The organism is uncultured Sulfitobacter sp. (assembly GCF_964021855.1).
In the GTDB taxonomy this organism is placed as follows: Bacteria; Pseudomonadota; Alphaproteobacteria; order Rhodobacterales; family Rhodobacteraceae; genus Sulfitobacter.
This window is the reverse complement of sequence record NZ_CAXHZD010000004.1, coordinates 440,693-467,247: the sequence shown is the minus strand read 5'-3', so window position 1 is coordinate 467,247 and position 26,555 is coordinate 440,693. Positions and strand designations below refer to the sequence as shown.

The following is a 26,555-nucleotide window of genomic DNA, read 5'->3' as shown; positions in this document are numbered from 1 at the left end:
CGATGATTTCTATTGAAAATGTTTCAAAGTCCTTTGTGTTGCACAATCAGGGTGCCGCTGAAATTCCGGTGATGCAGGGGGCCTCGTTAACCGTCTCTGCGGGTGAATGTGTGGCCTTGGTCGGGGCATCGGGTGCCGGGAAATCCACGTTGATGCGGATGATCTATGGCAATTACCTGACAGCCTCGGGCCGGATCATGATAGGCGATATTGACGTGGCAACCGCCGCCCCGCGTGAGATTATTCAACTGCGTCGGCGCACGCTGGGCTATGTCAGCCAGTTTCTGCGCGTCGTGCCGCGTGTATCAACGCTGGAGGTTGTGGCAGAGCCGTTGCTGGCAACAGGAACGGCCCGCGATGATGCCATCGCACAAGCCGAAAGCCTGTTGACCCGTCTGAATATCCCCCGCCGACTTTGGCAGCTTAGCCCGACAACCTTTTCGGGCGGCGAACAGCAGCGGGTGAACATCGCGCGTGGTTTTGCGTACCCTTATCCGGCACTGTTGTTGGATGAACCGACCGCCAGCCTTGACCCAACGAACCGCGCCACGGTGCTGGCCATGATTACCGAAGCCAAGGCGCGCGGTGCCGCGATCATCGGGATCTTTCATGACCACGCCGCGCGCGATGAAATCTGCGACCAGCAGTTCGACGTGACCCAGTTCACCCCGGGTCTGGCCGCATGAGCAGGGGACGCTTTATCGCCGTTGTCGGCCCGTCAGGCGTTGGTAAGGACAGCGTGATGCAGGCAATGGCAGCCCATGACCCGCGCATTGTGCTGGCCCGCCGCATGATCACCCGGCCAAGCAACGCGGGCGGCGAGGATTTTGACGGCGTAACGGTCGAAGAGTTCCACGCGCTGCACGCCGCAGGTGCCTTTGCGCTTAGCTGGGAGGCGCATGGTTTGCACTACGCCATCCCCGCGACGGTTGATGCATATCTGCAAGAGGGGCGCGATGTGCTGGCAAACCTGTCCCGTGCGGTTCTGATCCGCGCCAAAGACCGTTTCGCGCAATTTGAGGTGATCAATCTGACCGCTGATCGCGATGTACTTGCCGCAAGGCTGGCCGCCCGAGGTCGCGAAACCGCCATGCAGATCGCCGGGCGGCTTGACCGTGCCACTGCAGACTTGCCCGATGGTATTTCGGCGCTTCACCTTGATAATAGCGGATCGCTTGACCAGACGGTTCAAACCGCGCTCGACCATCTTTATCCGGCTGTAACCGCGCAGGCGGGCAGGGCACCGCACAAGGTGAAATGCTTATGAAAACCATCACATATCACCGGATGGCGAACGTTAACCCCTTCAATCCCTTAAGTTCCCTGCAGATGCCGGACATCTGCCAAATCAGCGTGACATGCCCATGACCCAGCAGACAATTTTCGCCAATGCCCGCCTGATCTTGAAGGACGAGGTCATTACCGGATCTTTGGCCGTTGCGGATGGCGTCATCACAGATATCGCCCAAGGTGCCAGCGTGCCAAAAGGCGCGATTGATCTTGAGGGGGATTATCTGTCCCCCGGTCTGGTGGAGCTTCACACCGACAATGTAGAGCGCCATTTGGAACCGCGCCCCAAAGTAAGCTGGCCGTTTCGCGCGGCCATTCTGGCCCATGACCGTGAACTGGCAGGGGCGGGGATCACAACGGTTTTCGACGCGATCCGGATCGGCTCCATCGTGTCGGACACGGGGGCGGGGTATCCTAAATACGCCCGCCAGATGACCGACGAAATCATGGGGGTCCGCGCGGCGGGGCTGCTGCGGATCAGCCACCACATTCATCTGCGGGCCGAGGTGTGTTCCGAAACCCTGATCGACGAACTTGATGAGTTTTCGGAGGAGGACCGCATCGGCATCGTGTCGATGATGGATCACACGCCGGGGCAGCGCCAATTCGTCGATATCTCAAAATTCGAGACCTATATTCGGGGCAAGCGGTCCTATTCGGACGCGCAATGGGACGGGTATGTCGATTTCCTCTACGGGCTTCAGGCGCGGCTTGGGGCAAAACACGAGGCCGCGACGGTGGCCGCCGCAAAGCGGCTAGGCGCAACCTTGGCCAGCCATGATGACACGACCGTTGATCAAGTCGCCACAAGCCATTCTTATGGCGTGAGCGTGGCCGAATTCCCCACAACTGTCGCTGCTGCCGACGCATGCCGCGCCAAGGGCATTACCACGATCATGGGGGCCCCCAACCTGATCCGCGGGGGGTCCCATTCCGGCAATGTTGCCGCGGCTGATCTGGCGCAGATGGACCTGCTGGATATCCTGTCGTCTGATTACGTACCTGCGGGGTTGCTGATGGCTGCGGTCCAGCTTGGCGATATCTGGGGCAACCTTGCGCGCGGGATGCAGACCGTCACAGCCACGCCCGCACACTCCGTCGGACTGATGGATCGCGGGGCATTAGAGGTAGGTCAGAGGGCCGACATCATCCGCTTTGCCCTGCAAGACCAGACACCCGTCCTGCACGAAACTTGGAGCGCCGGAAAGCGCGTGTCCTGAGGGGGATGCGGCTGGACGGGTGTGGTGAGGGGATTGAGTAGGGAAGGAGGCTGATCTTGGGTGGTAGCGTTTGCTAGCGTTCGTCTCATTGGGATCAATGATCGCTGTCAGCCCGAAGCGGACGGTCAGTTTTTGGCGATATCCTCCCGCAGCAACTTTACTTGTTTGCCCATTCTTCTCAGAGTGATGTTACTTTTCCCAGACCAAAGGGTTTTAGTTAAATGGAAACGTTCATTCTACTAAATGGCATCGCGGTGAAATCTGATATTCGGCTTGGCGAAGGGATCGTGCTGCAGCCAGCTGATACGTCTCACCTTGATTTCACAACCGCCCTTTCAGCTTGTCGGCATCCTGATGACATAGCAGTGGTTTCTGCTTTTATTCCGCGAATCAGATCACAGTTTCGAGTATCCGCAAATTCTTCTAGGGACGTCTCTGCCATCGCATGGAATTCGTCGTGGGATGCTCTTCTCTTATCTGCGATTTTTCAAATAGAGTTGGGGTTCAACATCCAATCTGACACCCCCGCTCATGAGATTTCCGCGAAAAGTACCCTTAGAGCAGTTCATCGACAGATGAGCGGTTTCAATGATGTAAGCCCATTCATAGTTGAGGAGGAAGATGCCCGCTGGCTATCGGATCATTTCGCGGTAGCACGCCAGTTGCTGAACAACGAGAGTTTTCAAACAGCAGTCCACTGTTTGGCCTCTATGCATTGGCACCCTCACCCGAGGATCAAACTCGCGGTGATATGGGCTGGTATAGAGGGGATTTTTGGGGCGACTTCAGAAATTCGTTTCAGAATTAGCTTGTATCTGGCGCGATACCTTGCGCCGGATGAAGTCGCTGAGAGAAAGGTGATCTTTGAGACAGTCAAGAAGCTATATAGTGTTCGCTCGAATGCAGTTCACGGCACCAAGCTCAAGTGTGACCTTTCAGTTGCCGTAGCCGAGTCAGCAACTCTGTTGAACAGGTTGCTGAAAAAGTGCATCGAAGCCGGCTCATTGCCTAGCGAGGGTGACTTGGTTCCTTAAATCTGGGGGGTGCCCCTATGTCGAACCCCAATTTTGCAAAGGTCGCTATCTGGCCATAGCCGCCATTCTCGAATTCCGCAGCACCGATCAAAGTCGGCCCAGACCCGACATCAACACCTAGATGCCTCCCCGCCTTATCTGCCCGCCACGCCACCCGCACCGCCCCAGCCGCTTGTTTCGATGCCTCTACCCGTACAAGCCGCTTAAAAAACAGGCAGGGCAATAAACTTGGCCCCATTCTCCACCCGATAAGATTTCCTATCCGGTACGCCTGCGCTACCCCAGATACGTGAGAAAAGATCTTCGTATCCTTGTCGTCGAGGCAGATACCGCCAAAGCGAAAAACATCATCGACGCGCTGCTTGAGGCAGGGTGGAGCGATGTGCATGCGATTGCCCAAGTGTCAGGTCTTGAACAGTCGATCCTGAAACATGCCCCCGACATCGTGCTGATCGACATGGCAAACCCGGATCGCGACACCTTGGAACATATCGGCGTGGTGTCGGATACCAAATCGCGCGCGGTGGCGATGTTTGTGGATCAGACCGACCAGGATTTGACCCAAGCGGCCCTTGCCGCGGGTGTCAGCGCTTATGTTGTCGACGGGCTGCAAATGAACCGCATCAAATCGGTTATCGAGACCGCGATCGCGCGGTTCCAGATGATGCGGCAGATGCAATCCGAGCTGGAGGCGGCCAAGCAGGCGCTTGAGGATCGTAAAACCATCGACCGCGCCAAGGGCATCCTTATGCGCCGCCGTGATATGTCCGAGGACGCGGCCTATAAGCTGCTGCGCAAGGCGGCGATGGATCAGGGACGCAAGGTGATTGATGTGGCCCATGCGCTGGTGACAGCATCGGACCTTTTGACATGAGCCGCACCGTTCTGAATTGTGGTTATGTGCCGCTGATGGACAGCGCGCCGCTGATCATCGCGCGCGAATTGGGCTTTGCCGCTGAGGAGGGGCTGGACCTTAACCTGATCCGGCAGCCGTCATGGTCAGCGTTGCGCGATATGCTGGCCTTGGGGCATCTGGATGCGGCGCAGATGCTGTCACCGATGCCGGTCGCGATGTCGCTGGGTCTGGGCGGGTTGCCTGCGAAAATCGACAGTCTGATGGGGTTGTCGGTGAATGGCACGGTGTTTGGTGTGTCGCAAAAGCTGGCGGGCGATCTGAGGCCAGTGCCGTTTGGCGATCCGCAGGCGTTGCTGCGTGCGCTGGCCGGGCGTGGGGGCAGCCCCTTGCGCGTGGGGGTGCCGTTCCCGTTCTCAATGCACCGGTTGTTGCTGTCTTACTGGACCCAATCCGCCCCCGATCTTGCTGTTGAAGTGGTCACCGTTCCGCCGCCGCGCATGGCCGATGCGGTTGCCGACGGGCATGTCGACGCCTTTTGGGTTGGCGAACCCTGGGGCAGTGCCATTGTCGGGCGCGGTGTCGGCAGCATTCTGATGGCGGGGCGGCATGTTTGGGGGTTCGCGCCTGAAAAAGTACTGGCCGCGCGCCATGACTGGATTGCCGACAATCCCGACCCCACGCGGCATCTCATGCGGGCCGTGTACCAATCCGCCCGTTGGCTCGACATCGAAAAGAACAAACCGCTGGCGGTCGAGATTTTGGGACGCAGCGAGCATCTGAACCTGTCGCAAGAGGTGATCGAGCCTGCGCTTACGGGGCTGTTGACGCTGACCCAAGGCGGCTCGCCGGTGATGGTCGACCAGTTTTTGATGTTTCATAATCACGCCGCGTCTTTCCCGTGGCGCAGTCAGGCAGCGTGGATCGCCACTCGGCTGGGCGCGGATGCCGCTGGTATTGCGCTGGCCAAGCAGTGCTTTCGCAGCGATCTGTATCGCAAATACCTTGGCGCGATTGGCGCGGACCTGCCCGGTGCATCGGAAAAAGTCGAAGGGGCGATCACGGAAAAGACCGCCGTTGCGTCATCGCGTGGGCAGATGATTCTGGCCCCGGATGCGTTTTTCGACGGTAGAATGTTCGATTTTGCAGCAACTAGTGATCAATAATTGTGCAGTTCGCTGCGGAAGCCCGAAATTTTATGCGGCAGTGCAGAAAAATTGTTGAACGCGCGTCGGGATTGATAAATCCTGAGATCAACGTTTCGGGCACTGCTGCCTGAATTCTTTCTGCCAATGATGGTGGAAACCTTCCAAGAGCAAAGCCGCTCGTAAGAAACACGGATTTTTCGTGATGCTTACGTGCGGCTTTTTTTATTTTGGCGACACAGCCCCAACCAGACACAGGATACCAAAGATGATCAGAAAACTTCCCCTTACGCTCGTCGCCTCAGGCCTTTTGGCCAGCACGGCTTATGCTGAAATGCTTGATCTGGAAAAGGACGAACTGACCGTCGGCTTTATCAAGCTGACCGACATGGCCCCCTTGGCTGTGGCCTATGAGAACGGGTATTTCGAGGATGAGGGCCTGTTTGTCACCCTTGAGGCGCAGGCAAACTGGAAGGTTTTGCTGGACGGTGTGATCGACGGGCAGCTTGACGGCGCGCATATGCTGGCAGGCCAGCCGCTGGCCGCCACCATCGGGTACGGCACCAAGGCACATATCATCACGCCCTTTTCCATGGACCTGAACGGCAACGCCATTACCGTCTCGAACGAGATTTGGGAGAAGATGAAGCCGAATGTGCCGAAGATGGACGATGGCCGCCCGCAGCATCCGATTTCCGCCTCGGCCCTCAAGCCGGTGGTTGAGGATTACAAGGATCAGGGCATCCCCTTCAACATGGGCATGGTTTTCCCGGTTTCCACCCACAACTACGAACTGCGCTACTGGCTGGCCGCGGGCGGTTTGCAGCCTGGCTATTACTCCGATCAGGATATCTCGGGCCAGATTGGTGCGGATGTATTCCTGTCCGTGACGCCGCCACCGCAAATGCCTGCCACGATGGAGGCCGGTACGATCTTTGGCTATTGCGTCGGCGAGCCATGGAACCAACAGGCGGTGTTCAAAGGCATCGGCGTGCCTGTCATCACCGACTACCAGCTGTGGAAGAACAACCCCGAGAAGGTCTTTGGCATTAGCGCCGAGTTTGCCAAAGAGAACCCCAACACAACGCTGGCCATGACCAAGGCGTTGATCCGCGCCGCGATCTGGCTGGACGAGAATGAAAACGCCAACCGTCCAGAAGCGGTTGAGATGCTGTCGCGGTCCGAATATGTGGGCGCGGATTACGAAGTGATCGCCAACTCGATGACAGGCACCTTCGAGTTCGAAAAGGGCGACAAGCGCGAAATCCCTGATTTCAATGTCTTTTTCCGCCACAATGCGACCTATCCCTATTACTCGGACGCCATCTGGTACCTGACGCAAATGCGCCGCTGGGGTCAGATCGCCGAGCCGAAGTCGGATGAATGGTTCGTCGATACCGCCAAGGAAGTTTACCGCCCCGATCTTTACCTCGCTGCCGCAAAAATGCTGGTGGACGAGGGCACGGCCGACGCGGCGGATTTCCCATGGGACAGCGACGGCTTCAAAGCGCCAACACCTGCCGAGGATATCATTGACGGCATCGCTTACGACGGGCGCGCACCCAACGCCTATCTGGATAGCCTGCCCATCGGCCTGAAAGGCGATCAGATGATCGTCGACAACCAGATCAAGGGCTAAGCCCTGCGCCCCGCGCGGCATCTGTCGCGCGGGGCACCCCCCATGTTTGCCCAGAACACAGGATACCCCCCATGTCTGTCACCGACCCCGATACATTGTCCGCCGTCACCTTGGACAAAGAGGCCAAGCGCGCCCGCCTTTTCACCCGCATCAACAAGGCTGACAACTGGTTTCAGGTGCTGGGGTTGGCCTGGCTTACGCCGATCCTGAAAGCAGCCGCTGGCGACAACCCAAAGGCGCAGATCGGTGAAGTCTGGCGTTTGCTGGGGGTTCCTGTTCTGGCGATTGTGATCTTCCTGCTGGCATGGGGCGCGTTGGCCCCCAAGGTACAAACCTCGCTGGGTGCGGTGCCGGGTCCGGTGCAAGTCTGGGAACAGGCCATCAGCCTGAACGCCGATGCCATCCGCGAACGTGAAAAAGCCGCAGCGTTTTATGAACGCCAGGATGTGCGGAACGCAAAGCTGATTGCGGACGGTCGCGCGGATGACGTCAAACAGCGTGTCTATACCGGCAGGCCCACCTATTACGCGCAAATCTGGACCTCGATCAAAACGGTTTTCTTTGGTTTCCTAATTGCGTCAATCATAGCCATCCCGCTTGGCATCGCGGCGGGTCTGTCACAGACGGCAAATGCCGCCCTGAACCCGCTGATCCAGATTTTCAAACCGGTCTCGCCGCTGGCGTGGCTACCGATTGTGACCATGATCGTCTCGGCGGTCTATGCCAGCAATGATGGCATGTTTTCCAAATCCTTCCTGATCTCGGCCATCACGGTCACGTTGTGTTCGCTGTGGCCCACGTTGATTAACACCGCCCTTGGCGTGTCCAGCATCGACAAAGATCTGGTTAGCGTGTCGCGGGTTCTGAAAATGAACACATGGACCAAGATCACCAAACTGGTACTGCCCTCGGCGCTGCCGCTGATCTTTACCGGATTGCGCCTAAGCCTTGGTGTGGGCTGGATGGTGCTGATCGCGGCAGAAATGCTGGCGCAGAACCCCGGCCTTGGCAAATTTGTCTGGGATGAATTCCAAAACGGGTCGTCTCAGAGCTTGGCCAAGATCATGGTGGCGGTCTTTACCATCGGGATCATCGGCTTCCTGCTGGACCGCGTGATGTACGCGCTGCAATCCATGTTCACCTTCTCGGCAAACCGGTGACCCGCGCCAAGCGGCAAAGCGGTAGCGCATAAAGGAAAAACCATGAGCATTCTGTCCATCAAAAATGTGAACAAGGGTTTCGGCGTCGGCACCCACCGCGCCGAGGTTCTTAAAAACATCAACCTTGAGGTCAAAGAGGGGGAATTCCTTGCGATCCTCGGTTTTTCCGGCACGGGTAAATCCACGCTGATGAACCTGATCGCGGGGCTTGAGACACCTGATAGCGGTAGCCTGACCTTCAAAGGTGCGCCGATCACCGAACCGGGGCCGGAACGCGGCCTGATCTTTCAAAGCTATTCCTTGATGCCGTGGTTGACGGTGGGCGGCAATGTGGGGCTGGCGGTCGACGCTGTTTTCCCCAAGCTGTCCAAATCCGCACGGCAAGAGAAGATCGACCATTACGTAAGCATGGTGGGCCTGTCGCACGCTACGGCGCGGCGGCCGGCGGAATTGTCAGGCGGGATGCGCCAACGGGTCGCCGTGGCGCGCGCACTGGCGATGAACCCCGAAATGCTGCTGCTGGACGAGCCGCTGTCGGCGTTGGATGCGCTAACACGGGCCAATCTGGCGGATGAGATCCTTGATATTTGGGAGCAGGATAAAAAGACCTGCATTCTGATTACCAATGACGTGGACGAGGCGATCTTGCTGGCCGACCGCATTGTGCCGCTGAACCCTGACGGGACGCTGGCCGACCCGATCGAGGTGAACATCCCGCGCCCCCGTGACCGGATGGCCATGAACAACGACGATACCTTCAAGGCGCTGCGGGCCAGTGTCACGAAATACCTGATGGATGTGGGGATCGAGGCGAAGGTCGAAGAAACCAAGACCCTGCCGGGGGTCACACCCATCCACGCAGTGCCACGTGCGGTGACCGCAGCACAGCACAGCCCGATTGAAGAACGGTATCTGAATTTCTCGCAGCTTCACAAAGTCTATCCAACGCCCAAGGGGCCGCTGACCGTGGTCGAGAATTTCGACCTCAAGGTCAACAAGGGGGAGTTCATCTCGCTCATCGGGCACTCGGGCTGCGGCAAATCCACGGTGCTGACCATGGCGGCAGGGCTTAATCCGATTTCCAAGGGGGCGATCCGGCTGGACGGCTGGAATGTGGAGGGGGCAGACCCCGAACGCGCTGTTGTGTTCCAATCGCCGAACCTCTTCCCGTGGCTCACGGCCAAGGAAAACGTCGCCATCGGTGTGGACAAGGTCTATCCCAAGGCCTCTCAGGCAGAGCGGCAGGACGTGATCGAATACTATCTTGAACGCGTCGGTCTGGCGGATAGCATGGACAAGGATGCGGCGTCGCTTTCAAACGGCATGAAACAGCGTGTCGGCATCGCGCGGGCCTTTGCGCTGTCGCCCAAGCTGCTGCTGCTGGATGAACCCTTCGGCATGCTTGACAGCCTGACCCGCTGGGAGCTTCAGGAAGTTCTTATGGAGGTCTGGTCGCGCACCAAGGTTACCGCCGTTTGCGTCACGCATGATGTGGACGAGGCGATCTTGCTGGCGGACCGCGTCGTGATGATGACCAACGGGCCACAGGCGACGATCGGCAAGATCACGGATGTCAAACTGCCCCGACCGCGCACCCGCAAAGCACTGCTGGAGCATCCCGATTACTACACCTACCGGCAGGAGGTGCTCGATTTCCTAGAGGAATACGAGCATGGCAACACGTCCAAAAACGCCAAAACCCCGGCCCCAAAACCCATCGCAGCGGAGTGACGATATGAAACAGAAGCTGATCATCATCGGGGCAGGGATGGCCACCGGTCGCGCGTTGGAGACGTTGCTGGAAACCGCGCCAGACGCTTATGAGGTGACCCTGTTCAACGCCGAGCCGCGCGGCAATTACAACCGCATCATGCTGTCGCCCGTCTTGGCTGGCGACAAAACCTATGCCGAGATCGAGACCCATAGCGCGCAATGGTACGCCGACAATAATGTGACCTGCCGCTTTGGCGAACGGATCGCCAGCATCGACCGCGCGGCCAAAACGGTGACGGCCCAGAATGGCGATGTGCTGCCCTATGACAAGCTGATGTTAGGCACCGGGTCCAACCCCTTTATCATCCCGCTGCCCGGTCATGATCTGCAAGGCGTCATTGCCTACCGCGATCTTGAGGACACCGAACGGATGATGGCCCTGGGTCCGGACAACAAATGCGTTGTCATTGGGGGTGGTCTGCTGGGGCTTGAGGCGGCGGCTGGCATGGCGGCGCGGGGTGTTGATGTCACGGTTGTCCATATCATGGGCCACCTGATGGAGCGTCAATTGGATGAAGCGGCGGGCTATCTGTTGCGCAAAGCCTTGGTTGATAAGGGCATCACGATCAAATGTTCCGCCAACTCCAAAGAAATACTCGGCAAAGACGGCCATGTTCGTGCCTTGCTGCTGGATGACGGCACCGAATTGCCCTGCGATCTATTGGTCATGGCCGTGGGCATCCGCCCGAATGTTGCCCTGGCGTCCGAGGCGGGGCTGGCCGTGGGGCGCGGTATTCATGTTGACGACCAAATGCTGACCTCCGACCCTGATATTCTGGCGGTCGGTGAATGCGTGGAACATGATGGCGCGATTTTCGGGCTTGTTGCACCCTTATACGATCAGGCTAAGGTCGCTGCCCAAACCTTGCTGGGGGCCGATGCCGCCTTTGTGCAAAAAGAGCTGTCGACCAAGCTTAAGGTCACGGGGTGTGATCTGTTCTCGGCCGGGGACTTTGCCGATGGGGAAGGGCGCGAGGACATCGTGTTCCGCGACCCCGCGCGTGGTGTGTACCGCCGTTTGGTGATCGAGAATAACATCGTCATCGGGGCGGTGATGTATGGCGATATCGCCGACAGTAACTGGTTTTTCGGCCTGATCCGCGACAAGGCCGACATCAGCGACATGCGCGATACGCTGATCTTTGGCCCGGCCTATCAGGGGGGAACCCAGCTGGACCCGCTCGCAGCCGTTGCAGCCTTACCGCGTGATGCGGAAATCTGTGGTTGCAACGGCATTTGCAAAGGTCAGATCGAAGACGCGATTGCCGCAGGCGCGGGCGATCTGGCGGCGATAAAGGCAACCACCAAAGCATCGGCATCCTGTGGCACCTGCACGGGGTTGGTCGAACAGGTTTTGGCCGTCACGCTGGGGGATGATTTTGTGCTGCCCGCCGCCGCGTCGATTTGTGCCTGCACAGACATGACCCACGAGGACGTGCGCCGGATGATCAAATCACAGCGCCTGACCTCAATGCCCGCGGTCTGGCAGGAATGCGGCTGGAAGACCTCTTGCGGCTGTCACGTTTGCCGCCCTGCGCTTAACTTCTATCTGCTGGCCGATTGGCCGCTGGACTATGCCGATGATCCGCAAAGCCGGTTCATCAACGAACGCAAACACGCCAACATCCAAAAAGATGGCACGTTCAGCGTCGTGCCGCGCATGTGGGGCGGGATCACGACGCCGGATGAATTGCGCGCGATTGCCGATGCGGCGGATAAATATATGGTGCCCACGGTCAAGGTGACCGGCGGGCAACGGATCGATCTGCTGGGGGTTAAAGGCGAGGATCTGCCCGCAATCTGGAAGGATCTGAACGACGCCGGCATGGTCTCGGGCTATGCGTACTCCAAGGGGCTGCGCACGGTGAAAACCTGCGTGGGCACCGATCATTGCCGCTTTGGTACCCAAGACAGCACCGGCCTTGGCATCAAGCTGGAAAAGACCCTGCATGGTTCGTGGACACCGCATAAATTGAAACTTGGCGTGTCAGGCTGCCCGCGCAACTGCGCCGAGGCGACATGCAAGGATATTGGCGTGATCTGTGTCGACAGCGGCTTTCAGATCAGCATCGGCGGCGCGGCTGGTATGGATGTCAAGGAAACCGAACTGCTGATGCAAGTCGCGACCGAGGACGAGGCCATCGCGGTGATCAAGGCCGTGACCCAGCTGTACCGCGAAAACGCCAAGTATCTGGACCGTATATATAAATGGATGGCCAAGGTCGGGCTGGACTGGATCAAAGAGCGTATCCAAGACGACCTGGAAGGGCGTGCGGCATTGGTCGAACGGTTCGAGCTAAGCCAAAGCATCTATCGCCATGACCCATGGGCGGCCCACGCCAAGGACAAGGCAGCAAGCTATCAGCCCTTAGCACGTTTTGATCTGGAGGCGGCGGAATGAGCAGGTGGATTGATATCGCAGCGCTGGACGACATCCCGCAGCGCGGCGCGCGGGTGGTCAAGACGGCGCAGGGCTGTGTCGCCGTGTTCCGCACCGCGAGCGATGAGGTTTATGCCCTCGACAACACCTGCCCGCACAAGGGCGGCCCCTTGGCCGAGGGGATCGTGCATGGTTCCTCGGTTACATGTCCGCTGCACAATTGGGTGTTTTCGCTGGAAACCGGCGTAGCGCAGGGCGCGGATGAAGGGCAGGTGGGTACCTATCCCGCACGCGTGGCGGGCGGGCGGATCGAGCTTGACGCCGCATTTCTGGCCGCACGGTCCGCCGCATGAGCTTGACGCGTACCACCTGTCCCTATTGTGGCGTCGGATGTGGTGTGCTGGCCGGGGCCGATGGCACCATCAAGGGCGATCCCGACCATCCTGCAAACTTTGGCCGCCTGTGTTCCAAAGGCTCGGCGCTAGGCGAAACCATTGATCTGGACGGCCGCCTGTTGCATCCGCAAATTGCGGGGCAGCCGGCCACGTGGGACAGCGCGCTTGATCAGGTCGCGACCAAGTTTAGCGATGCGATCCGCGACCATGGTCCTGACAGCGTCGCGTTTTATGTTTCGGGCCAATTGCTGACCGAAGATTACTATGTCGCAAACAAACTGATGAAGGGTTTCATCGGATCGGCCAATATCGACACCAATTCGCGGTTGTGCATGGCGTCATCCGTGGCGGGGCATAAACGCGCTTTTGGCACCGATACAGTCCCCGGCACCTATGCCGATCTGGAGGAGGCTGATCTGATCGTGCTGGTCGGGTCCAACCTCGCCTGGTGCCACCCGGTGCTGTACCAGCGCATCGCGGCGGCCAAGCAAGCGCGGCCCGAAATGCGCGTCGTCAACATCGATCCGCGCAGAACGGCGACCTGCGATCTGGCAGATATGCACCTGCGCATTGCCCCCGATGGCGATGTGGCCCTGTTCAACGGTTTGCTGACGTATCTGGCGGATCAGGGCCAGCTTGATATGGAGTATGTCACCGCGCATGTGGGCGGCTGTCAGGCGGCGCTGGCGACGGCGCGGGCCAGTGATCCGCTACAGTCAGGTGCGGCCCCCGAAGATATCGCACAGTTCTTCCGACTATGGGGGCGGACGAAAAAGGTCGTGACAGTCTATTCCCAAGGGGTGAACCAGTCGCAATGCGGCACCGACAAGGTCAACGCGATCCTGAACTGTCATCTGGCAACAGGGCGCATTGGCAAGCCGGGATGCGGGCCGTTTTCGGTCACCGGACAACCCAATGCCATGGGCGGCCGCGAGGTCGGTGGTTTGGCCAATATGCTGGCAAATCACCTTGATATTGAAAACGCAGACCACCGCGACACCGTGCAAACTTTCTGGAACAGCCCTACAATTTGCACGCAGGCCGGTTTCAAGGCCGTCGATCTTTTTGATGCCTGTGCGGCTGGCAAGATCAAGGCGCTGTGGGTGATGTCCACCAATCCTGCGGTCTCAATGCCGAACGCCGAGAATGTCGTGCAGGCGATCAAGAACGTGCCCTTTGTAGCCGTCTCGGACATTATGGCGCGGACGGACACCGGCGATTTGGCCGATGTGCTGCTGCCTGCATCGGGATGGGGTGAAAAGGACGGTACGGTCACCAACTCGGAGCGGCGTATCTCGCGTCAACGCGCCTTTCTGCCTGCACCCGCCGAAGCGCGCCCCGATTGGCGCATCATCAGCGATGTGGCCGCACGCATGGGTTTTGCCGACGCCTTTGCCTACGACACCCCCGCAGATATCTTTGCCGAATACATCGCGCTGGACGCCACCACGCGTCCGTTCGCTCGCGATCTGGATCTGAGCATTTTTGCCGATGCCGATTATGCGAAACTGATCCCGACCCAATGGCCACGCAACGATACACGGTTCTTTGCCGACGGGCAGTTTTACCACGCGGATGGCAAGGCGCGGATGTTGCCGGTTCAAGCACCGGTGGCGCAGCAGACAGGCCTGACCCTGAACACGGGCCGTAACCGCGACCAGTGGCACACGATGACGCGCACCGGAAAATCACCGAAACTGGGCGCGCATTTGGCAGAGCCGTATCTTGAAATACATCCCCTTGATGCTGCAGAGATCGGCACCGCCCATGGTGATCTGATTGAGGTGCACAACGCGCAAGGCCGCAACATCCTGCGGGCGCTGGTCACCGACCGTGTTGCAAAGGGACAGCTTTTTGCACCGATGCACTGGACCCGTCAGACGGCCCGCGGCGCGACGGTCAATGCCCTTGTGGCACCCGTGACCGACCCGTTTTCCGGCCAGCCTGCGCTGAAGCGGGGCGATGTTTCTGTTCAACCGTTTAAGGCAAAATGGTACGGGTTTCTGGCGTGTTTGCACCAGCCCGAGGCCCAGACACCCTATGCCGCGATTGCGCGGACGGCGACCGGTTGGCAGGTCGAGATGGCAGGCACTGACGCCCCAGACAGCTGGACCAAGATGCTGGGCGGCATGATCCATTCACCCAACGCGGAAACATCTGTTTTTGAAGACCGCGCGGATGGCACCATCCGTGTCGCGTTGCACCGCGAGGGCGTGATACAGGCCGTGTTTTTTGCTGCACGGACACCGGTGATCCTGTCACGCTCTGCCGCGATTTCGCATGTGGGGACAGTCACGCCGCCGCTCGAGGCGCTGGCCGGACGGATGCGCCAAGATCAACCCGATCCGGGCGTCGTGGTTTGTGCGTGTTTCAACGTGGGGCGGAACACGTTGCAGGCGGCGATTGATGCCGGCGCATTTTCCGTTCAAGCACTGGGCGAGGTCACATGCGCCGGCACCAACTGCGGTTCCTGCAAACCTGAACTGGCCGATCTTATTGCTCAAAACACAGTTCCGGTGGCCGCAGAATGACCCTCGCACCCTTTGTCAGGATCGTCGCACAGGGCAAGGGCCGCGCCCGCGCCCTGACGCTGGATGAGGCACAAGAAGCGATGAGCGTGATCCTTGAAGGGCGTGCCGCGCCCGAGGCCGTCGGGGGGCTCCTTATGGTGCTGCGCTTGCGGGGCGAGGAACCACAAGAGATTGCAGGTTTTACGGCGGCTTTACGCGCGCATGTCTCGGGCGCGTTGCCTGTCGCTGATCTGGATTGGCCCAGCTATGCTGCCGGTCGCAGCCGTGGCGCGCCGCTGTACCTGCTTGCGGCACGTCTGGTGGCACAAAGCGGTGTGCGGGTCTCCATGCACGGGCATAACGCCTATCAGAATAGTACGATGACCCCGCAAGACATACGCGCGCTGGCAGGGCCGCAGGTTCGCTATGATCCGTTGGCTGATCTATGTCCCGAAGCATTTGCCTTGCTGGGTTTGCGGGCTGATCTGGGGCTTCGGTCCTGTATCAACACGGTGCTGCGGATGTGGAACCCGTCCCGCGCAAAAGCCACCGTTCAGGGGGTTTTCCATCCCTCATACCGCAGCCTGCAGGCGCAGGCGGCTGAGATGTTGGGGCAGCAAACCCTGAGCATCATTAAGGGCGGCGGTGGCGAATTCGAGCGGCATCCCTCCAAGGATATCGTCTGTTTCGGGCTGCGTTCGGGTCAGCATATCCAGCACAATGCGCCCGCGCTGCTGTCGGAAACCCGTCGTTTGCACGAAGAGAATGCAACGGTTGATCCCATGGCGCTTTGGCGGGGCGAAACGCGTGATCCTTTCGCCGAAGCGACGGTAACGGGTACTGCGGCACTTGCCCTGTGGACGCTCGACCCCGACGCAACATTGGCGCAGGCCCAAGCCACGGCGGATGCGCTGTGGTCGAACCGCGCCGCATATGAAGGATGCCTCGCATGAAAACCTTTCCCATGTTTATCAAGATGGCGGGCCGTCGGGTCGTGATTGTCGGCGGCGGCGAACAGGCCGCGCAAAAGACGCGCCTGATGCTCAAGACCGACGCGCAGATCGTTGTGCTGAGCGACATGCTTGACGACGAGTTGGCAGCATTGGCCGCCTCTGGCCGGATCACGCAACAGCGCGGGGCCATCAGCGCCAGCGATTTTGAACAGACAGCATTGGTTTTCATCGCGACCGGATGCCCGGGGGCGGACAGCGCATTGCACGGCGTGGCCAAGGCGGCGGGGGCGACCGTGAACGTCGTTGACCAGCCCGCCTTATGCGATGCGATCACCCCGTCCATCGTGGACCGTGACCCCGTTGTGGTCGCCATCGGAACAGAGGGCACGGCCCCGGTTTTGGCCCGTCAGATCAAGACGCAGGTCGAACAGATGTTGGAGCCTAATCTGGGTGATCTTGCTGCCCTTGCCGGACGGCTGCGCGCCAGTGCTGCGCAGCATCTTGCGCCGCGCTTGCGTCGTGACCTGTGGCGTTGGGTCTTTGGCGATGCGCCGCGCCGCAAATACACAAGCGGCGGCGTGCGTGAGGCCGCGCAGATGATCAAGCAGGCCATCGCCACCGGTGATTTTGAACATGACACCGGCGGAAGCGTCGCGTTGGTTGGCGCTGGCCCCGGTGCCAAAGACCTGATTACCCTGCGCGGGGTCCAACGCCTGCAAGAGGCCGACGTGATCTATTACGACCGCTTGGTTGATCCCGAGATCCTTGAGCTGGCCCGAAGAGATGCGCAACGCGTCTACGTCGGAAAGCGGCCCGGATGCCACAGCTGGCCGCAAGAGAAAATTACCCAAACGATGTTGGCCGCCGCCAAAAGCGGGGCGCGCGTGGTTCGGTTGAAATGCGGCGATCCGGGGGTTTTTGCCCGCAGCTTGGAAGAGATCGACGCCTTGCGTGACGCCGATATCCCGTTTGAAATCGTCCCCGGTGTGACCGCGGCTTGCGGTGCCGCAGCGGCCGTGGGCCAAACGTTGACGGAGAGAGAGGCGATTGACACGCTGATCCTGACAACGGGGCATTTTACAGACGGGTCGGCGATACCCAACGCGGTGAAAAACCTTAGCCCCGGCAGTTGTGTCGCACTTTACATGGCAGTCGCCGCCGCGCCGCAGATCAGCACATATCTGTCGGCACGGCACGCAGCAGACCAGATCAGCGTTACCATCGTCGCAAATGCACAAACCGATGCGCAGATCGTCGCCACATGCGATATCGCGTCACTGCCTGCGACGCTTGCGCAGCACGGCATAAAAAACACGGCGACGCTGCTGCTGAAACTGCGCAAAAATACGGTGCCGGTAAAATCTGCTGTGGTGCCTCATACGGCTAAGGCCGCGGCGTTCAGCGTGGTTGGTCGCGCTTAAACTTCGACGAGCACCTTGCCGCCGATGCGATGCACCACGGGATCGGTGTCAAAGACCTCCTTCAGCAGCTCCGCGTTCAGGATATCGCCGGGTGTACCGGTGGCCGCGATGCGCCCTTCCTTCATCGCGACGATTTGATCGGCATATGCGGCGGCATAGTTGATGTCGTGCAGCACGATGACGATGGTGCGCCCGTGTTGCGCGGCGAGGTCCCGTAGCACGGCCATCAGCGCACGGGACGCCGCGATGTCGAGGTTGTTCAACGGCTCATCCAGCAGGATATAATCGGTGTCTTGGGCAAAGGTCATGGCGACTTGCGCGCGCTGGCGCTGCCCGCCAGACAGCGTATCAAGCCGCCGCTCGGCGAGGTCTTGCAATCCAAAAGCCTCAATCGCAGCGCTGACCTTTTCGCGGTCTTGGGCCGTAGGGCGGCCCTTGTGGTAGGGGTAGCGGCCAAAGCTGACCAGCTCGCGCACCGTCAGCAGGGGCGCGGCGTCGCTTGATTGGGGCAGGATGGCAAGCTTGCGCGCCAATACGTCATTCGCACAGGCACCGATGCGCAGGTCGTCCACCGTGATCTGTCCCTGCTGGATCGGGATCAGCCGCGAAATAAGCGCCAGCAGGGTCGATTTTCCGGCCCCGTTCGGCCCGATCAGCGCGGTCACGCCACCAGCGTTCAGGGTCAGGTTGATGTCACGCAGGGTAGGGGTGCCGTCCCTGTCATGGTTCAAACCGGTAATGGTGATCATCGCGGTTTCCTCCGCAAAAGAAGGGTCAGAAAAACAAGGCCGCCAAGGACATCGACGACCACGATCAGGGGCGTGCTAAGCTGCAAGAGATGCTCCAACAGCAATTGCCCGCCGACCAGAGTAATGGCCGAGACAAGAGCCGCCGAGGGCAGCAGCACCGCATGGGACACCGTCGGCGTGATCTGGCGCGCCACGCTGACGACCAGCAACCCCAGAAAGGCCAGTGGCCCGACCAAAGCGGTGGAGACCGAAACCAGAACCGATACGATGACCAGAATGGTGAACATGCCCCGGCGCGGGTCTTCGCCAAGGTTGGTGGCAGCCTCGGGGCCAAGGGACAGCACGTCGAGCTTGTGGCGCATACGCCAAGCCGTAATAAGGGCCACCACGGTCAGCGCCGCCGCCAAGGTCAGCAACCCGATGTCGATCCGCGAAAACCGCGCAAAGGACGCAGATTGCACCACGACATAGTCATTGGGATCGATCAGCCGTTGCAGAAAACTGGTGATCGACCGGAAAAGGCCGGCAAATATGATCCCGGTCAGGATCATCCGGAACAGGTCGCTTCCACCACGGCTGAGCAGCGTGCCGAAAAGCGCCAGCGCCGCCGCCATCGTCAGCACGGTGTTGAGGACGAATTGCCCAAGCTCTGGCAGGCGCACGAAATCCTGCGCGCCCAGCATAAACACCAGCACCGTGAGGATCAGCAGATACAGCGCATCAAAGCCCATAACGGCAGGTGTCAGGATGTGGTTGCGTGTGATCGTCTGGAACAGCACCGTGGCCGTTGACACCGACAGGGCGACCAACAGCAGCGCGGCAAGCTTGTTGGCGCGGAACGCCAGCACAAAGCCCCAGTTGCCCCGTGACCCCAGCAACAGATACCCCGCCACACAAAGGGCCAGCACCGTTGCAAGTAGGAAGAGCCGCTTATGAAACATGGCGTTTCGGGGCATAAAGCAGCCAAAGGAACAGGCAGGCACCGATCACACCAAAGATGGTGCCGACCGGAATTTCGTAAGGATAACGCAGGATGCGCCCAAGGATGTCACTGGCCAGCACCAGCACCGCGCCTGTCATCGCCGTAAGCGGTAGCGTCCGGCGCAGGTTATCACCCGACAACTGCGCGACGATGTTGGGCACGACCAAGCCGACAAAGGGGATCATGCCAACGGTTACCACCGTCAGTGCCGTCACGATGGACACGGCCAGCAGGCCCAGCAACATGGTCTGGCCGTGGTTCAGCCCGAGATTGATACTGGCCGTGCGGCCCATGCCAATAATCGCGAATTGATCCGCCGCGAAATAGGTCAGCGCCGCGACAAGGGCCACGAGCCAGAGCAGTTCATAACGCCCCTGTAGCACGCCTGAAAATTCGCCGTTCATCCAGATGTCGACATATTGCAGCAGGTCGGCCTGATAGGCGACGAAGGTGACGCAGGCCCCGATGATCCCGCCATAGATCAGGCCGACAAGGGCCACGAGCAATGGTTGCGTCGGCGGCAGACGGTGCACGATGGCCAGAAAACCCGCGCCGGCAATCAGCGCAGTGAGCGAGGCCAGCGTCATCTGCACCAAGATCGACGCGCCCGGCGCGAAAAGTGTCACCAGCAGAATGCCAAGCGCCGCGCCCTGTCCGGTGCCAGCGGTCATCGGTTCAACAAAACGGTTGCGCACCAGCATCTGCATAATCGCCCCGCTCACGGCCAAGGCCCCGCCCGAAATCACCACCGCAATGGTCCGTGGCGCGCGGCTGATGGCAATCAGCTCTAACGCACCGGGGTCAGACCACAGCGCGGCAAAGGAGATGTCGATCACCCCGACAAAAAGCGAGGTGATCGACAGCAGCACAAGCGCCAGACCAAGTGCGATTGCCATCATTCTACTGGTCTGCCAACGCGGCGAGGATTTCGTCGAGGGTCAGGGTCATCGACTGTATGCCACCCCCGGCGATATAGATCGGTGCCGCGCTGAGATGGACCACCTGGCCGGTTTTCCACGCGGTCGTTTCATGCACCAATGCGTTGTCCAGCGTGGCTTGGGCACCTTCGCTTTCCTGTCCGATTGCCGCCATGCGGTCGATCACGAAAAGAATGTCGGGGTCGGCCTGCCGGATGAATTCAAAGCTGATCGCCTCGCCGTGGGTGGTGGTTTCCACGCGTTCCACCGCTTCGGGCAGGTCCAGCGCCGCGTGCAGCCAGCCAAACCGACCGCCGGCACCATAGGCGCTGATCTTGGGGCCATTGGTCATCACGATCAACGCGCGGCCCTTGGTTGAAAGGGCGGATTTCGTCTGGGCAAGCTTGGCGCGAAAGGCCTGCGTTAGCGCGTCGGCTTCGGCCTCTTTTTCAAAGATCGTGCCATAGGCGGCCAATCGGGCCAGCCCGTCCTCGACGGTATCAGCCCAGATGGTCATATCCAGCGTCGGTGCGATCCGCGCCAGATCCGCCAGATGTTCCGAACTGCGCCCACCGGCGATGATCAGATCGGGTGCCATGGCGAACAGGGCTTCGAAATCCGGCTCAAACAGCGATCCGACCGGTTCGGTGGGGGCGGCAGCGTCTTCGAGATATGAGAGATAAACCGGACGTACCAACCCCTGCGGGCGCACACCCAACGCATCAAGGCTGTCAAAAGCTGCCAGATCGAACACAGCGATTTTTTGTGGCGATACGGGCACCTCGGCGGGGCCTGAAAAGCTTTGCACCGTGACGGTTTGCGCGTTGGCGGGAAGGGCAAAGAGAAGGGCCAGTAGGCTGATTATCCTAAGCATACAGGGTGTCCTTGTGTGACAGATGAGGCGGGTTTACGAACGGAGCAGGCGCGGTTAGGCATTGGGGGCAATTTACAACTGGAGTGCGCAAGATGCCAACAACCACAGGACATTACCGGACTGAAAACGGGTCGAAATATCTGCAACAGCTGTGCAAACATTTCGGGCACAAGGTCGAGACCTCGTTCGATGCGGAAAAGGGCTGGGTCGCGTTCGTGATGGGCACCGCGCATATGACCGCCGACACCGACGGGCTGACGGTCACCTGCACCGTGAAAGACCCCGAGGAAGTCGCCATTGTTCATAATGTGATTGACCGGCATCTGGAAAAATTCGCCTTTCGCGAAACAGACAAAAACATGACGTGGACGACCGAATAAAGGACCGTCCCCAAGAACAGTAGAACCCGGCGCATCTTGCGACGCGCCGGGTTCGAGCCGGAGTTGCCTCCGGCCCTTTTTTACTGAGTGATCAGAAAACCAACTCGGCGCTTAGGCGGATGGAACGACCCGGCTCGTACAGTGACTCGACGGTGCCGAATTCCTGCCCGTAGGTGGCGCGGCTCACATATGCCTCGTTAAAGATATTGTTCACCTCTGCCCGCAGGGTCAGGTTTTCCCGTTGTTTGGGGGAATATTCCATAAAGGCATTGGCAACTGCATAGCCGTCAATCTCGGGCCCTTGGGTGCCGGTATCGGAATCGTAGGTGTTGTCGTAATCAAACGCCACCTGTACGTCGCCGCCCAACAGCAGACCGTTGTTCAGACGGTGTGCAACTTGGAAGGTCAGGAAATCACCCAAAGGCATGGTCAGGTAGTTGCCCGTGTAGGAATCCGACGGGCGTCCGTTGATTTCTGTATCGACCCGCGCAAATCCGGCGCGAAAGAAACCATCCTCCCATGCGGTGCCGAGACCCAGTTCAAAACCACGCGACTGCACGTCCACCGACAACGCAGGCCCGTTACGCCATTGGGCCGCGCGGGCATCGTCGATATCGGTGGCAAAGATCTTGCCGTCGATGATCCAAGAACCGATCGTGTAGTTGGCAGCAATGTAGGTGCTGTCGGCGGTGGTTGGTGTGATCCCTTCGGCAGGATAGGTCCAGTTGGCGTTGAGAATGTAATTCTCGGCCAGTTCCAAACCACCCCAGACGTGGGAATAGCCCGCGCTGACTGTGAATTGATCCGTGACGTCAAATTCACCGGAAATGTTGCCCGACAGGCCGGATTCCGATTGCTTGGAGCCGTTTGTGCCTTCGAAGTCTTGGAAATCAGCACGACCCCCAAAGGAAAGGCGCGACCGGTCGCTCGGTTCCATCCGGGCTTGGGCAAAGAGACCGATGTTGCGCAGCTTTTCCACCGTAGGGGTGACAGGTGCTGTGCTTGCCAGTACGCGGTATTCAAGATCGCCTTCGTCGTCATAGAAGTCGAGACCGGCGTTAAGCTCGCCCCAACCCAGTTTAAAGCGGTTTGAAATCTCGCCGTTCAGGCTTTTCGTTTGGCCGCGCGTGGTCGTGTTTGTCGAAAGATTGCTTTCGTCATTGAACAATTCCGTAGCGCTATAGGCGATCCGGATCGTCGGGTCCCACATGGCTGTGGGTGTCGTGTCGCTATAGCTAAGCACCACGTTTGTACGGTCCAGCTCATAGGGGCGTTCTGCCGGAAGGGGCCGCCCTGCGGTGATGAGCCCGATATTGGCGCGGTAGGGGCGGGTTTCATCGTCGATGACGCGCTCATAAGAAAACTCGACCCGCTCGCCGGCTTCCGTCTCATAGGCGACCTTGCCAAGCCCACTGACAAGGCCCGTGCCGGACCCGCGGATATCTGTGCCATTGCCGTCTTCGCGCAGGCCACCATCGGCAGCCTTGAGGAAACCAAGATATTCGAAATTGCCGTTGCGCCCGAACATCGTGATGTTGTTCGAGAAGATGTCGCCGTTGCTGTCATATTCGAACTTGTACATCCCACCGGATGTCTGACCCGGCTCAAGAAGATCGGAAGCATCCTTCGTCTCATAGGCCAAAGCACCACCAAGAGCGCCCGGTCCGGCATCCGCAGGTGCCACGCCGGGGTCGATGCGGATCGCCTTGAGCAGGGCGGGGTCGATCAACGTGGTTGTGTTGTGGTGGAAAACTTTGTTGTTCTGACGCGCGCCGTCGATGGAAATCGCAAGGTTGTTTTCTTCGATCCCGTTTACATAGACTTTTTGGGACATGGGGATTGAGCTGCCGACGGCGATGGTCGGTTCGGCGACGAAAAGCTCGGACAGGTCGGCAGGGTTGCTAAGCGCAATGCCTTCGCTGGTGACCGAGATCGCATCCTCTTCAAGTCCGGGCACTGTCGGCATCGACAAAACGATTGTCCCCAAAAATGCCCCGTCTTCGTTACTCTGAGCAAGGCCGGCTGCGGGCACCAGACCCATAGCCAGACAAGCAAACGCATGTGTTTTGTTCATCCCAATTCCCCTAGGAAAGTCTTTCGTTAACAAGCCACGGGGGATCGTCCCATCGCCGCTTGGCAGATTCCTTATAGATTTAGTAAGGAATATCAAGAGGTGGGTAATACATTTGTTTGAATTGGTAATTCATCTAATAAAATATGGGGTTATAGTGCAAAGTTGATGCAGTAAGACTTGCAACCTAAAGGGTATTTGGGCGAATTTATACTCGGCTTTTAGAGCGCCCTAGCGTTGGGCCAACGAGGCCTGCGAATCCTTTAGGTTTAATGCGGTGCCGTGCGCGCAATGGCGATGTTCAGCAGCACTTGCCGACGCTCGTTTATGGCCACCGAAACCGCACGATCAAGGGCGGCAGGCAGGTCTGCGCCATCGGTCACAGTCTCGGTATAGGCGCGGCTGGCACTGGCCGTTTGGGTGAAATCCGGGCTGGGGCGCAGCGACGTCAGCGGCACCTCATTGGCGGCGCGCGCGGCACCGTCGGGATAAAGCCCCTCGACCGAATGGCGCACGGCCCCCCATTCCTCGTTATTGAGCACCAGAATGATGACAGGCAGCTCATGGGCCTCGGCCACCAGATGGCAGGCCGTGGGGTTGGCAAACATATAGCTGCCATCCCCCATGGTGGCGAAAATCAGACGGTCCGGGTCGGCCATCTGCGCGCCAATCGCGGCAGGCAAACCCCAGCCAAGGCCGCCGGAATGCGGCTCTTGAAAATAGCTGTCTGGCTGTTCCAGATCAAGCGGCGACAGCGGGCAGCCCAGTTCGTGAAAAACGGTGGCGCGGCGTCCGTTTGCGGTTTGCGACTTGATCACCTGCCCAAGGCAATGGCTGACCCAGTCTTTGCTCATCGGCGCGGCACAGCCTGCTTTTGCGTGGTCCACCACCTGCGTCCGTGTCTTGTCGGACGCTGCTGTGATGCGATCACGGCGCGCGCTTATCTTGGCGTCGTCAGGTGTTAGAACGGCCATCTTATGCGCCAGCCCTTTGATCACCGTCTTGACCGGTCCGGCCAAGGTCAGCGCCGCAGGGAAATTGCGCACCGGCGTGCGCGAAAACAGCGGGTCTGGCCCGGCTTGGATCATGGTCACATCATCGCGCAGGGTGACCTTGTCCGGGAACCACGGGGCAAGGGCATCCAGCACCAAAACAACGTCGGCTTGCTCTAACCACGGGGTAGGGTCCGCGCCGACCTGCATCGGGTGCGACAGCGGGATCGCCAATTGGTTTGACCAGTAATGCGACAGGGGCAGGGCGTATTGATAGCAAAGCGCCTGAAGGGCCGCGAAACCAGCCGCGCCCCCTGCGCCACGCTGCGCGATGATCAGCGGGTTTTCGGCCTTCATCAGCGCACAGGCCGCCCGCGCCAAACTGTCGGGATCGGGGGCCGTAATTACAGGTGCCATGCGTGATGGCGCGTCCAGCCCCGCATTGGGGCAGGGGTCGCACAGAACCTCGCGTGGGAGGCTGAGGTAAACGGGGCCTTTCGGTGTCGAATTGGCGATGGCCCAGGCGCGGTCCATCAGCTCTGAAATCTGGTCGGCAAAGCGCAGTTCGTAATTCCATTTGGTCGTTTCGCGGATCAGCGATTCCTGATCGAACATTTCCTGTCCCCAGCCAATGGGCACCGTGCGCGCGCCAAAGCGGGAATGTTCGGTCACGGGCGTGCGGCCCGACATGAGGATCATCGGCACCTGATCGCACCACGCGTTGATCGAGGCCGTGGCCCCGTTCGCCAGACCCACATTGGTGTGGAGCAAAACCGCCTGTGGCCGGCCTGTGATTTGCCAATAGCCATGCGCCATCGACACCGCCGCATGTTCATGGGGGACCGTCACGGGTACCGGCAGGTCGATGCCTGCGCGGCGCGCTTCGACCAGCCCTTCGATGATGGGCGGGAAATCCGTGCCGGAATTGGTGAAAACATAGTCGACGCCAAGCGCCTTGAGCTTGCCAAAGATCGCGCCGCCCGCCGTGATGGAGCCAAGTTCGCTCATCTGTTTATCCCTTCATCCATCCGTACATAATCACACCGACATGCCGCCATCCGCCATCAACAAATGACCCGTAGTAAATCCCGACTGCGCCGAGGCGAGATAGAGCACGGAGGCCGCGATTTCCTGCGCCGTGCCGTGACGCCCCATGGGGATCATTTCATTAAAGAACTCGGTCCCGTCGCGGCCGATCTCTGCACCCAGCCCGTCTTCGACCCGCTGCTGAAAATCGTTTCCAATCGGGCCGGGGGCAATCGCATTCACCCGGATACCGCGCGGGGCGAGGTCTTTTGACAGAACCCGCATCAACCCCGTTAACGCATGTTTCGCGGTGATATAGGCATAGACGCCCGGATCACCGCGTGTGGCAGCGACGCTAGACGTGAACACGATGCTGCTGCCTTTGGCCATATGCGGCACTGCGTATTTCGACATCAAAAACGCGCCCCGCACATGCACGGCAAGCACGCTGTCAAAAACCTCGGTCGGGTAGTCGTCAATCGGTGCCACCGTGCCAAAGTTGCCCGCGTTGGAGAACAGCACGTCAATGCCGCCGAAATGTTCGACCGTGCGCGCGATTGCCGCGCGCACTTGGGTTTCGTCCGACACATCTGCGGCAAGGCACAACACCTCAGCAGGGACAGCGCCAAAGGCGGCCTGCGCCACGGTTTCCAACGCTGGCAGATCAAGGTCGATCAACGCCAGACGCGCGCCTTGTTCGTGCAACAGCCGGGCCGCGGCCATCCCCAAAGATCCTGCGCCACCTGTGATGACGCAGACCTTCCCCTCAAGATTGAACATCGGATGTAGCA

22 protein-coding genes are annotated in these 26,555 nt (G+C 59.5%); 15 read left to right on the top strand and 7 right to left on the bottom strand.

Annotation, left to right across the window (positions count from 1 at the left end; genetic code table 11):
• The first annotated feature begins 2 nt into the window (after window positions 1–2).
• From phnL to cysG, 14 genes are all read left to right on the top strand, one after another.
• Window positions 3–686: a phosphonate C-P lyase system protein PhnL gene (gene phnL / locus AADJ11_RS15700; protein ID WP_341235453.1), complete on the top strand. Its 684-nt coding sequence runs from the start codon at window positions 3–5 to the stop codon at window positions 684–686.
• The gene (gene phnN / locus AADJ11_RS15695) at window positions 683–1,267 is read left to right on the top strand and encodes a phosphonate metabolism protein/1,5-bisphosphokinase (PRPP-forming) PhnN (RefSeq protein WP_341235452.1); all 585 of its coding nucleotides are present in this window, start codon (window positions 683–685) and stop codon (window positions 1,265–1,267) included. Before phnL ends, phnN begins: the two co-directional genes overlap by 4 nt.
• Window positions 1,268–1,364: 97 nt before the next feature.
• Window positions 1,365–2,510 carry an alpha-D-ribose 1-methylphosphonate 5-triphosphate diphosphatase gene (locus AADJ11_RS15690; protein WP_341235451.1) on the top strand — a complete coding sequence of 382 codons (1,146 nt, stop codon included), beginning with the start codon at window positions 1,365–1,367 and terminating at the stop codon, window positions 2,508–2,510.
• 221 nt (window positions 2,511–2,731) lie between these two features.
• Window positions 2,732–3,544, top strand: a complete 813-nt coding sequence (locus tag AADJ11_RS15685; protein ID WP_341235450.1) for a hypothetical protein — start codon at window positions 2,732–2,734, stop codon at window positions 3,542–3,544.
• 289 nt (window positions 3,545–3,833) lie between these two features.
• A complete protein-coding gene (locus tag AADJ11_RS15680; protein WP_341235449.1) occupies window positions 3,834–4,418 on the top strand; it encodes an ANTAR domain-containing protein in 585 nt (194 codons plus the stop codon).
• A complete protein-coding gene (locus tag AADJ11_RS15675; RefSeq protein WP_341235448.1) occupies window positions 4,415–5,563 on the top strand; it encodes a CmpA/NrtA family ABC transporter substrate-binding protein in 1,149 nt (382 codons plus the stop codon). The genes AADJ11_RS15680 and AADJ11_RS15675 overlap by 4 nt, the downstream gene beginning before the upstream one ends.
• A 247-nt stretch (window positions 5,564–5,810) precedes the next feature.
• Window positions 5,811–7,181 (top strand): CmpA/NrtA family ABC transporter substrate-binding protein, encoded by a 1,371-nt coding sequence (locus AADJ11_RS15670; protein WP_341235447.1) that lies wholly within the window; start codon window positions 5,811–5,813, stop codon window positions 7,179–7,181.
• A gap of 71 nt (window positions 7,182–7,252) precedes the next feature.
• Window positions 7,253–8,341, top strand: coding sequence for an ABC transporter permease (locus tag AADJ11_RS15665; RefSeq protein WP_175498487.1), 1,089 nt, complete (start codon window positions 7,253–7,255; stop codon window positions 8,339–8,341).
• A 42-nt stretch (window positions 8,342–8,383) separates the two neighbouring features.
• Window positions 8,384–10,072, top strand: coding sequence for an ABC transporter ATP-binding protein (locus AADJ11_RS15660; protein WP_341235446.1), 1,689 nt, complete (start codon window positions 8,384–8,386; stop codon window positions 10,070–10,072).
• Between the two features lie 4 nt (window positions 10,073–10,076).
• Complete coding sequence (gene nirB, locus AADJ11_RS15655; protein WP_341235445.1) at window positions 10,077–12,515, top strand: nitrite reductase large subunit NirB; 2,439 nt, start codon at window positions 10,077–10,079, stop codon at window positions 12,513–12,515.
• A complete protein-coding gene (nirD, locus tag AADJ11_RS15650) occupies window positions 12,512–12,847 on the top strand; it encodes a nitrite reductase small subunit NirD (RefSeq protein WP_341235444.1) in 336 nt (111 codons plus the stop codon). The genes nirB and nirD overlap by 4 nt, the downstream gene beginning before the upstream one ends.
• Complete coding sequence (locus AADJ11_RS15645) at window positions 12,844–15,420, top strand: molybdopterin-dependent oxidoreductase (RefSeq protein WP_341235443.1); 2,577 nt, start codon at window positions 12,844–12,846, stop codon at window positions 15,418–15,420. The genes nirD and AADJ11_RS15645 overlap by 4 nt, the downstream gene beginning before the upstream one ends.
• Window positions 15,417–16,352: a glycosyl transferase family protein gene (locus AADJ11_RS15640; RefSeq protein ID WP_341235442.1), complete on the top strand. Its 936-nt coding sequence runs from the start codon at window positions 15,417–15,419 to the stop codon at window positions 16,350–16,352. Before AADJ11_RS15645 ends, AADJ11_RS15640 begins: the two co-directional genes overlap by 4 nt.
• Complete coding sequence (gene cysG, locus AADJ11_RS15635) at window positions 16,349–17,773, top strand: siroheme synthase CysG (protein ID WP_341235441.1); 1,425 nt, start codon at window positions 16,349–16,351, stop codon at window positions 17,771–17,773. The genes AADJ11_RS15640 and cysG overlap by 4 nt, the downstream gene beginning before the upstream one ends.
• Here the strand turns inward: cysG and AADJ11_RS15630 are convergent.
• The 4 genes from AADJ11_RS15630 to AADJ11_RS15615 are packed head-to-tail and all read right to left on the bottom strand — an operon-like array spanning window position 17,770 to window position 21,295.
• Complete coding sequence (locus tag AADJ11_RS15630; protein ID WP_341235440.1) at window positions 17,770–18,522, bottom strand: ATP-binding cassette domain-containing protein; 753 nt, start codon at window positions 18,520–18,522, stop codon at window positions 17,770–17,772. The genes cysG and AADJ11_RS15630 overlap by 4 nt on opposite strands.
• Complete coding sequence (locus tag AADJ11_RS15625) at window positions 18,519–19,478, bottom strand: iron chelate uptake ABC transporter family permease subunit (RefSeq protein WP_341235439.1); 960 nt, start codon at window positions 19,476–19,478, stop codon at window positions 18,519–18,521. Before AADJ11_RS15625 ends, AADJ11_RS15630 begins: the two co-directional genes overlap by 4 nt.
• Window positions 19,453–20,400, bottom strand: a complete 948-nt coding sequence (locus tag AADJ11_RS15620) for an iron chelate uptake ABC transporter family permease subunit (RefSeq protein ID WP_341235530.1) — start codon at window positions 20,398–20,400, stop codon at window positions 19,453–19,455. The genes AADJ11_RS15625 and AADJ11_RS15620 overlap by 26 nt, the downstream gene beginning before the upstream one ends.
• Before the next feature lie 4 nt (window positions 20,401–20,404).
• On the bottom strand, window positions 20,405–21,295 hold the full coding sequence (locus tag AADJ11_RS15615) for a siderophore ABC transporter substrate-binding protein (protein ID WP_341235438.1): 891 nt from the start codon (window positions 21,293–21,295) through the stop codon (window positions 20,405–20,407).
• Between the two features lie 92 nt (window positions 21,296–21,387).
• On the opposite strand from AADJ11_RS15615, the gene AADJ11_RS15610 reads away from it, so the two are divergent.
• Window positions 21,388–21,675 (top strand): DUF2218 domain-containing protein, encoded by a 288-nt coding sequence (locus tag AADJ11_RS15610; RefSeq protein ID WP_341235437.1) that lies wholly within the window; start codon window positions 21,388–21,390, stop codon window positions 21,673–21,675.
• Between the two features lie 91 nt (window positions 21,676–21,766).
• Here the strand turns inward: AADJ11_RS15610 and AADJ11_RS15605 are convergent, their stop codons facing one another.
• The 3 genes from AADJ11_RS15605 to AADJ11_RS15595 form a co-directional block, all read right to left on the bottom strand.
• Entirely contained in the window at window positions 21,767–23,749 is a 1,983-nt protein-coding gene (locus AADJ11_RS15605; RefSeq protein WP_341235436.1) for a TonB-dependent receptor, read from the bottom strand.
• Window positions 23,750–24,015: 266 nt separating this feature from the next.
• Window positions 24,016–25,746 carry a thiamine pyrophosphate-requiring protein gene (locus tag AADJ11_RS15600; protein ID WP_341235435.1) on the bottom strand — a complete coding sequence of 577 codons (1,731 nt, stop codon included), beginning with the start codon at window positions 25,744–25,746 and terminating at the stop codon, window positions 24,016–24,018.
• A 30-nt stretch (window positions 25,747–25,776) separates the two neighbouring features.
• Window positions 25,777–26,544 carry an SDR family oxidoreductase gene (locus AADJ11_RS15595; protein ID WP_341235434.1) on the bottom strand — a complete coding sequence of 256 codons (768 nt, stop codon included), beginning with the start codon at window positions 26,542–26,544 and terminating at the stop codon, window positions 25,777–25,779.
• Window positions 26,545–26,555: the final 11 nt, after the last annotated feature.

Excerpts from the sequence above, each read along its gene's own strand:
- phnL (WP_341235453.1), top strand. The coding sequence starts at position 3 with ATGATTTCTATTGAAAATGTTTCAAAGTCCTTTGTGTTGCACAATCAG.
- phnN (WP_341235452.1), top strand. The coding sequence starts at position 683 with ATGAGCAGGGGACGCTTTATCGCCGTTGTCGGCCCGTCAGGCGTTGGT.
- AADJ11_RS15690 (WP_341235451.1), top strand. The coding sequence starts at position 1,365 with ATGACCCAGCAGACAATTTTCGCCAATGCCCGCCTGATCTTGAAGGAC.
- AADJ11_RS15685 (WP_341235450.1), top strand. The coding sequence starts at position 2,732 with ATGGAAACGTTCATTCTACTAAATGGCATCGCGGTGAAATCTGATATT.
- AADJ11_RS15675 (WP_341235448.1), top strand. The coding sequence starts at position 4,415 with ATGAGCCGCACCGTTCTGAATTGTGGTTATGTGCCGCTGATGGACAGC.
- AADJ11_RS15670 (WP_341235447.1), top strand. The coding sequence starts at position 5,811 with ATGATCAGAAAACTTCCCCTTACGCTCGTCGCCTCAGGCCTTTTGGCC.
- AADJ11_RS15665 (WP_175498487.1), top strand. The coding sequence starts at position 7,253 with ATGTCTGTCACCGACCCCGATACATTGTCCGCCGTCACCTTGGACAAA.
- AADJ11_RS15660 (WP_341235446.1), top strand. The coding sequence starts at position 8,384 with ATGAGCATTCTGTCCATCAAAAATGTGAACAAGGGTTTCGGCGTCGGC.
- nirB (WP_341235445.1), top strand. The coding sequence starts at position 10,077 with ATGAAACAGAAGCTGATCATCATCGGGGCAGGGATGGCCACCGGTCGC.
- nirD (WP_341235444.1), top strand. The coding sequence starts at position 12,512 with ATGAGCAGGTGGATTGATATCGCAGCGCTGGACGACATCCCGCAGCGC.
- AADJ11_RS15645 (WP_341235443.1), top strand. The coding sequence starts at position 12,844 with ATGAGCTTGACGCGTACCACCTGTCCCTATTGTGGCGTCGGATGTGGT.
- AADJ11_RS15640 (WP_341235442.1), top strand. The coding sequence starts at position 15,417 with ATGACCCTCGCACCCTTTGTCAGGATCGTCGCACAGGGCAAGGGCCGC.
- cysG (WP_341235441.1), top strand. The coding sequence starts at position 16,349 with ATGAAAACCTTTCCCATGTTTATCAAGATGGCGGGCCGTCGGGTCGTG.
- AADJ11_RS15630 (WP_341235440.1), bottom strand. The coding sequence starts at position 18,522 with ATGATCACCATTACCGGTTTGAACCATGACAGGGACGGCACCCCTACC.
- AADJ11_RS15625 (WP_341235439.1), bottom strand. The coding sequence starts at position 19,478 with ATGCCCCGAAACGCCATGTTTCATAAGCGGCTCTTCCTACTTGCAACG.
- AADJ11_RS15620 (WP_341235530.1), bottom strand. The coding sequence starts at position 20,400 with ATGGCAATCGCACTTGGTCTGGCGCTTGTGCTGCTGTCGATCACCTCG.
- AADJ11_RS15615 (WP_341235438.1), bottom strand. The coding sequence starts at position 21,295 with ATGCTTAGGATAATCAGCCTACTGGCCCTTCTCTTTGCCCTTCCCGCC.
- AADJ11_RS15610 (WP_341235437.1), top strand. The coding sequence starts at position 21,388 with ATGCCAACAACCACAGGACATTACCGGACTGAAAACGGGTCGAAATAT.
- AADJ11_RS15605 (WP_341235436.1), bottom strand. The coding sequence starts at position 23,749 with ATGAACAAAACACATGCGTTTGCTTGTCTGGCTATGGGTCTGGTGCCC.
- AADJ11_RS15600 (WP_341235435.1), bottom strand. The coding sequence starts at position 25,746 with ATGAGCGAACTTGGCTCCATCACGGCGGGCGGCGCGATCTTTGGCAAG.
- AADJ11_RS15595 (WP_341235434.1), bottom strand. The coding sequence starts at position 26,544 with ATGTTCAATCTTGAGGGGAAGGTCTGCGTCATCACAGGTGGCGCAGGA.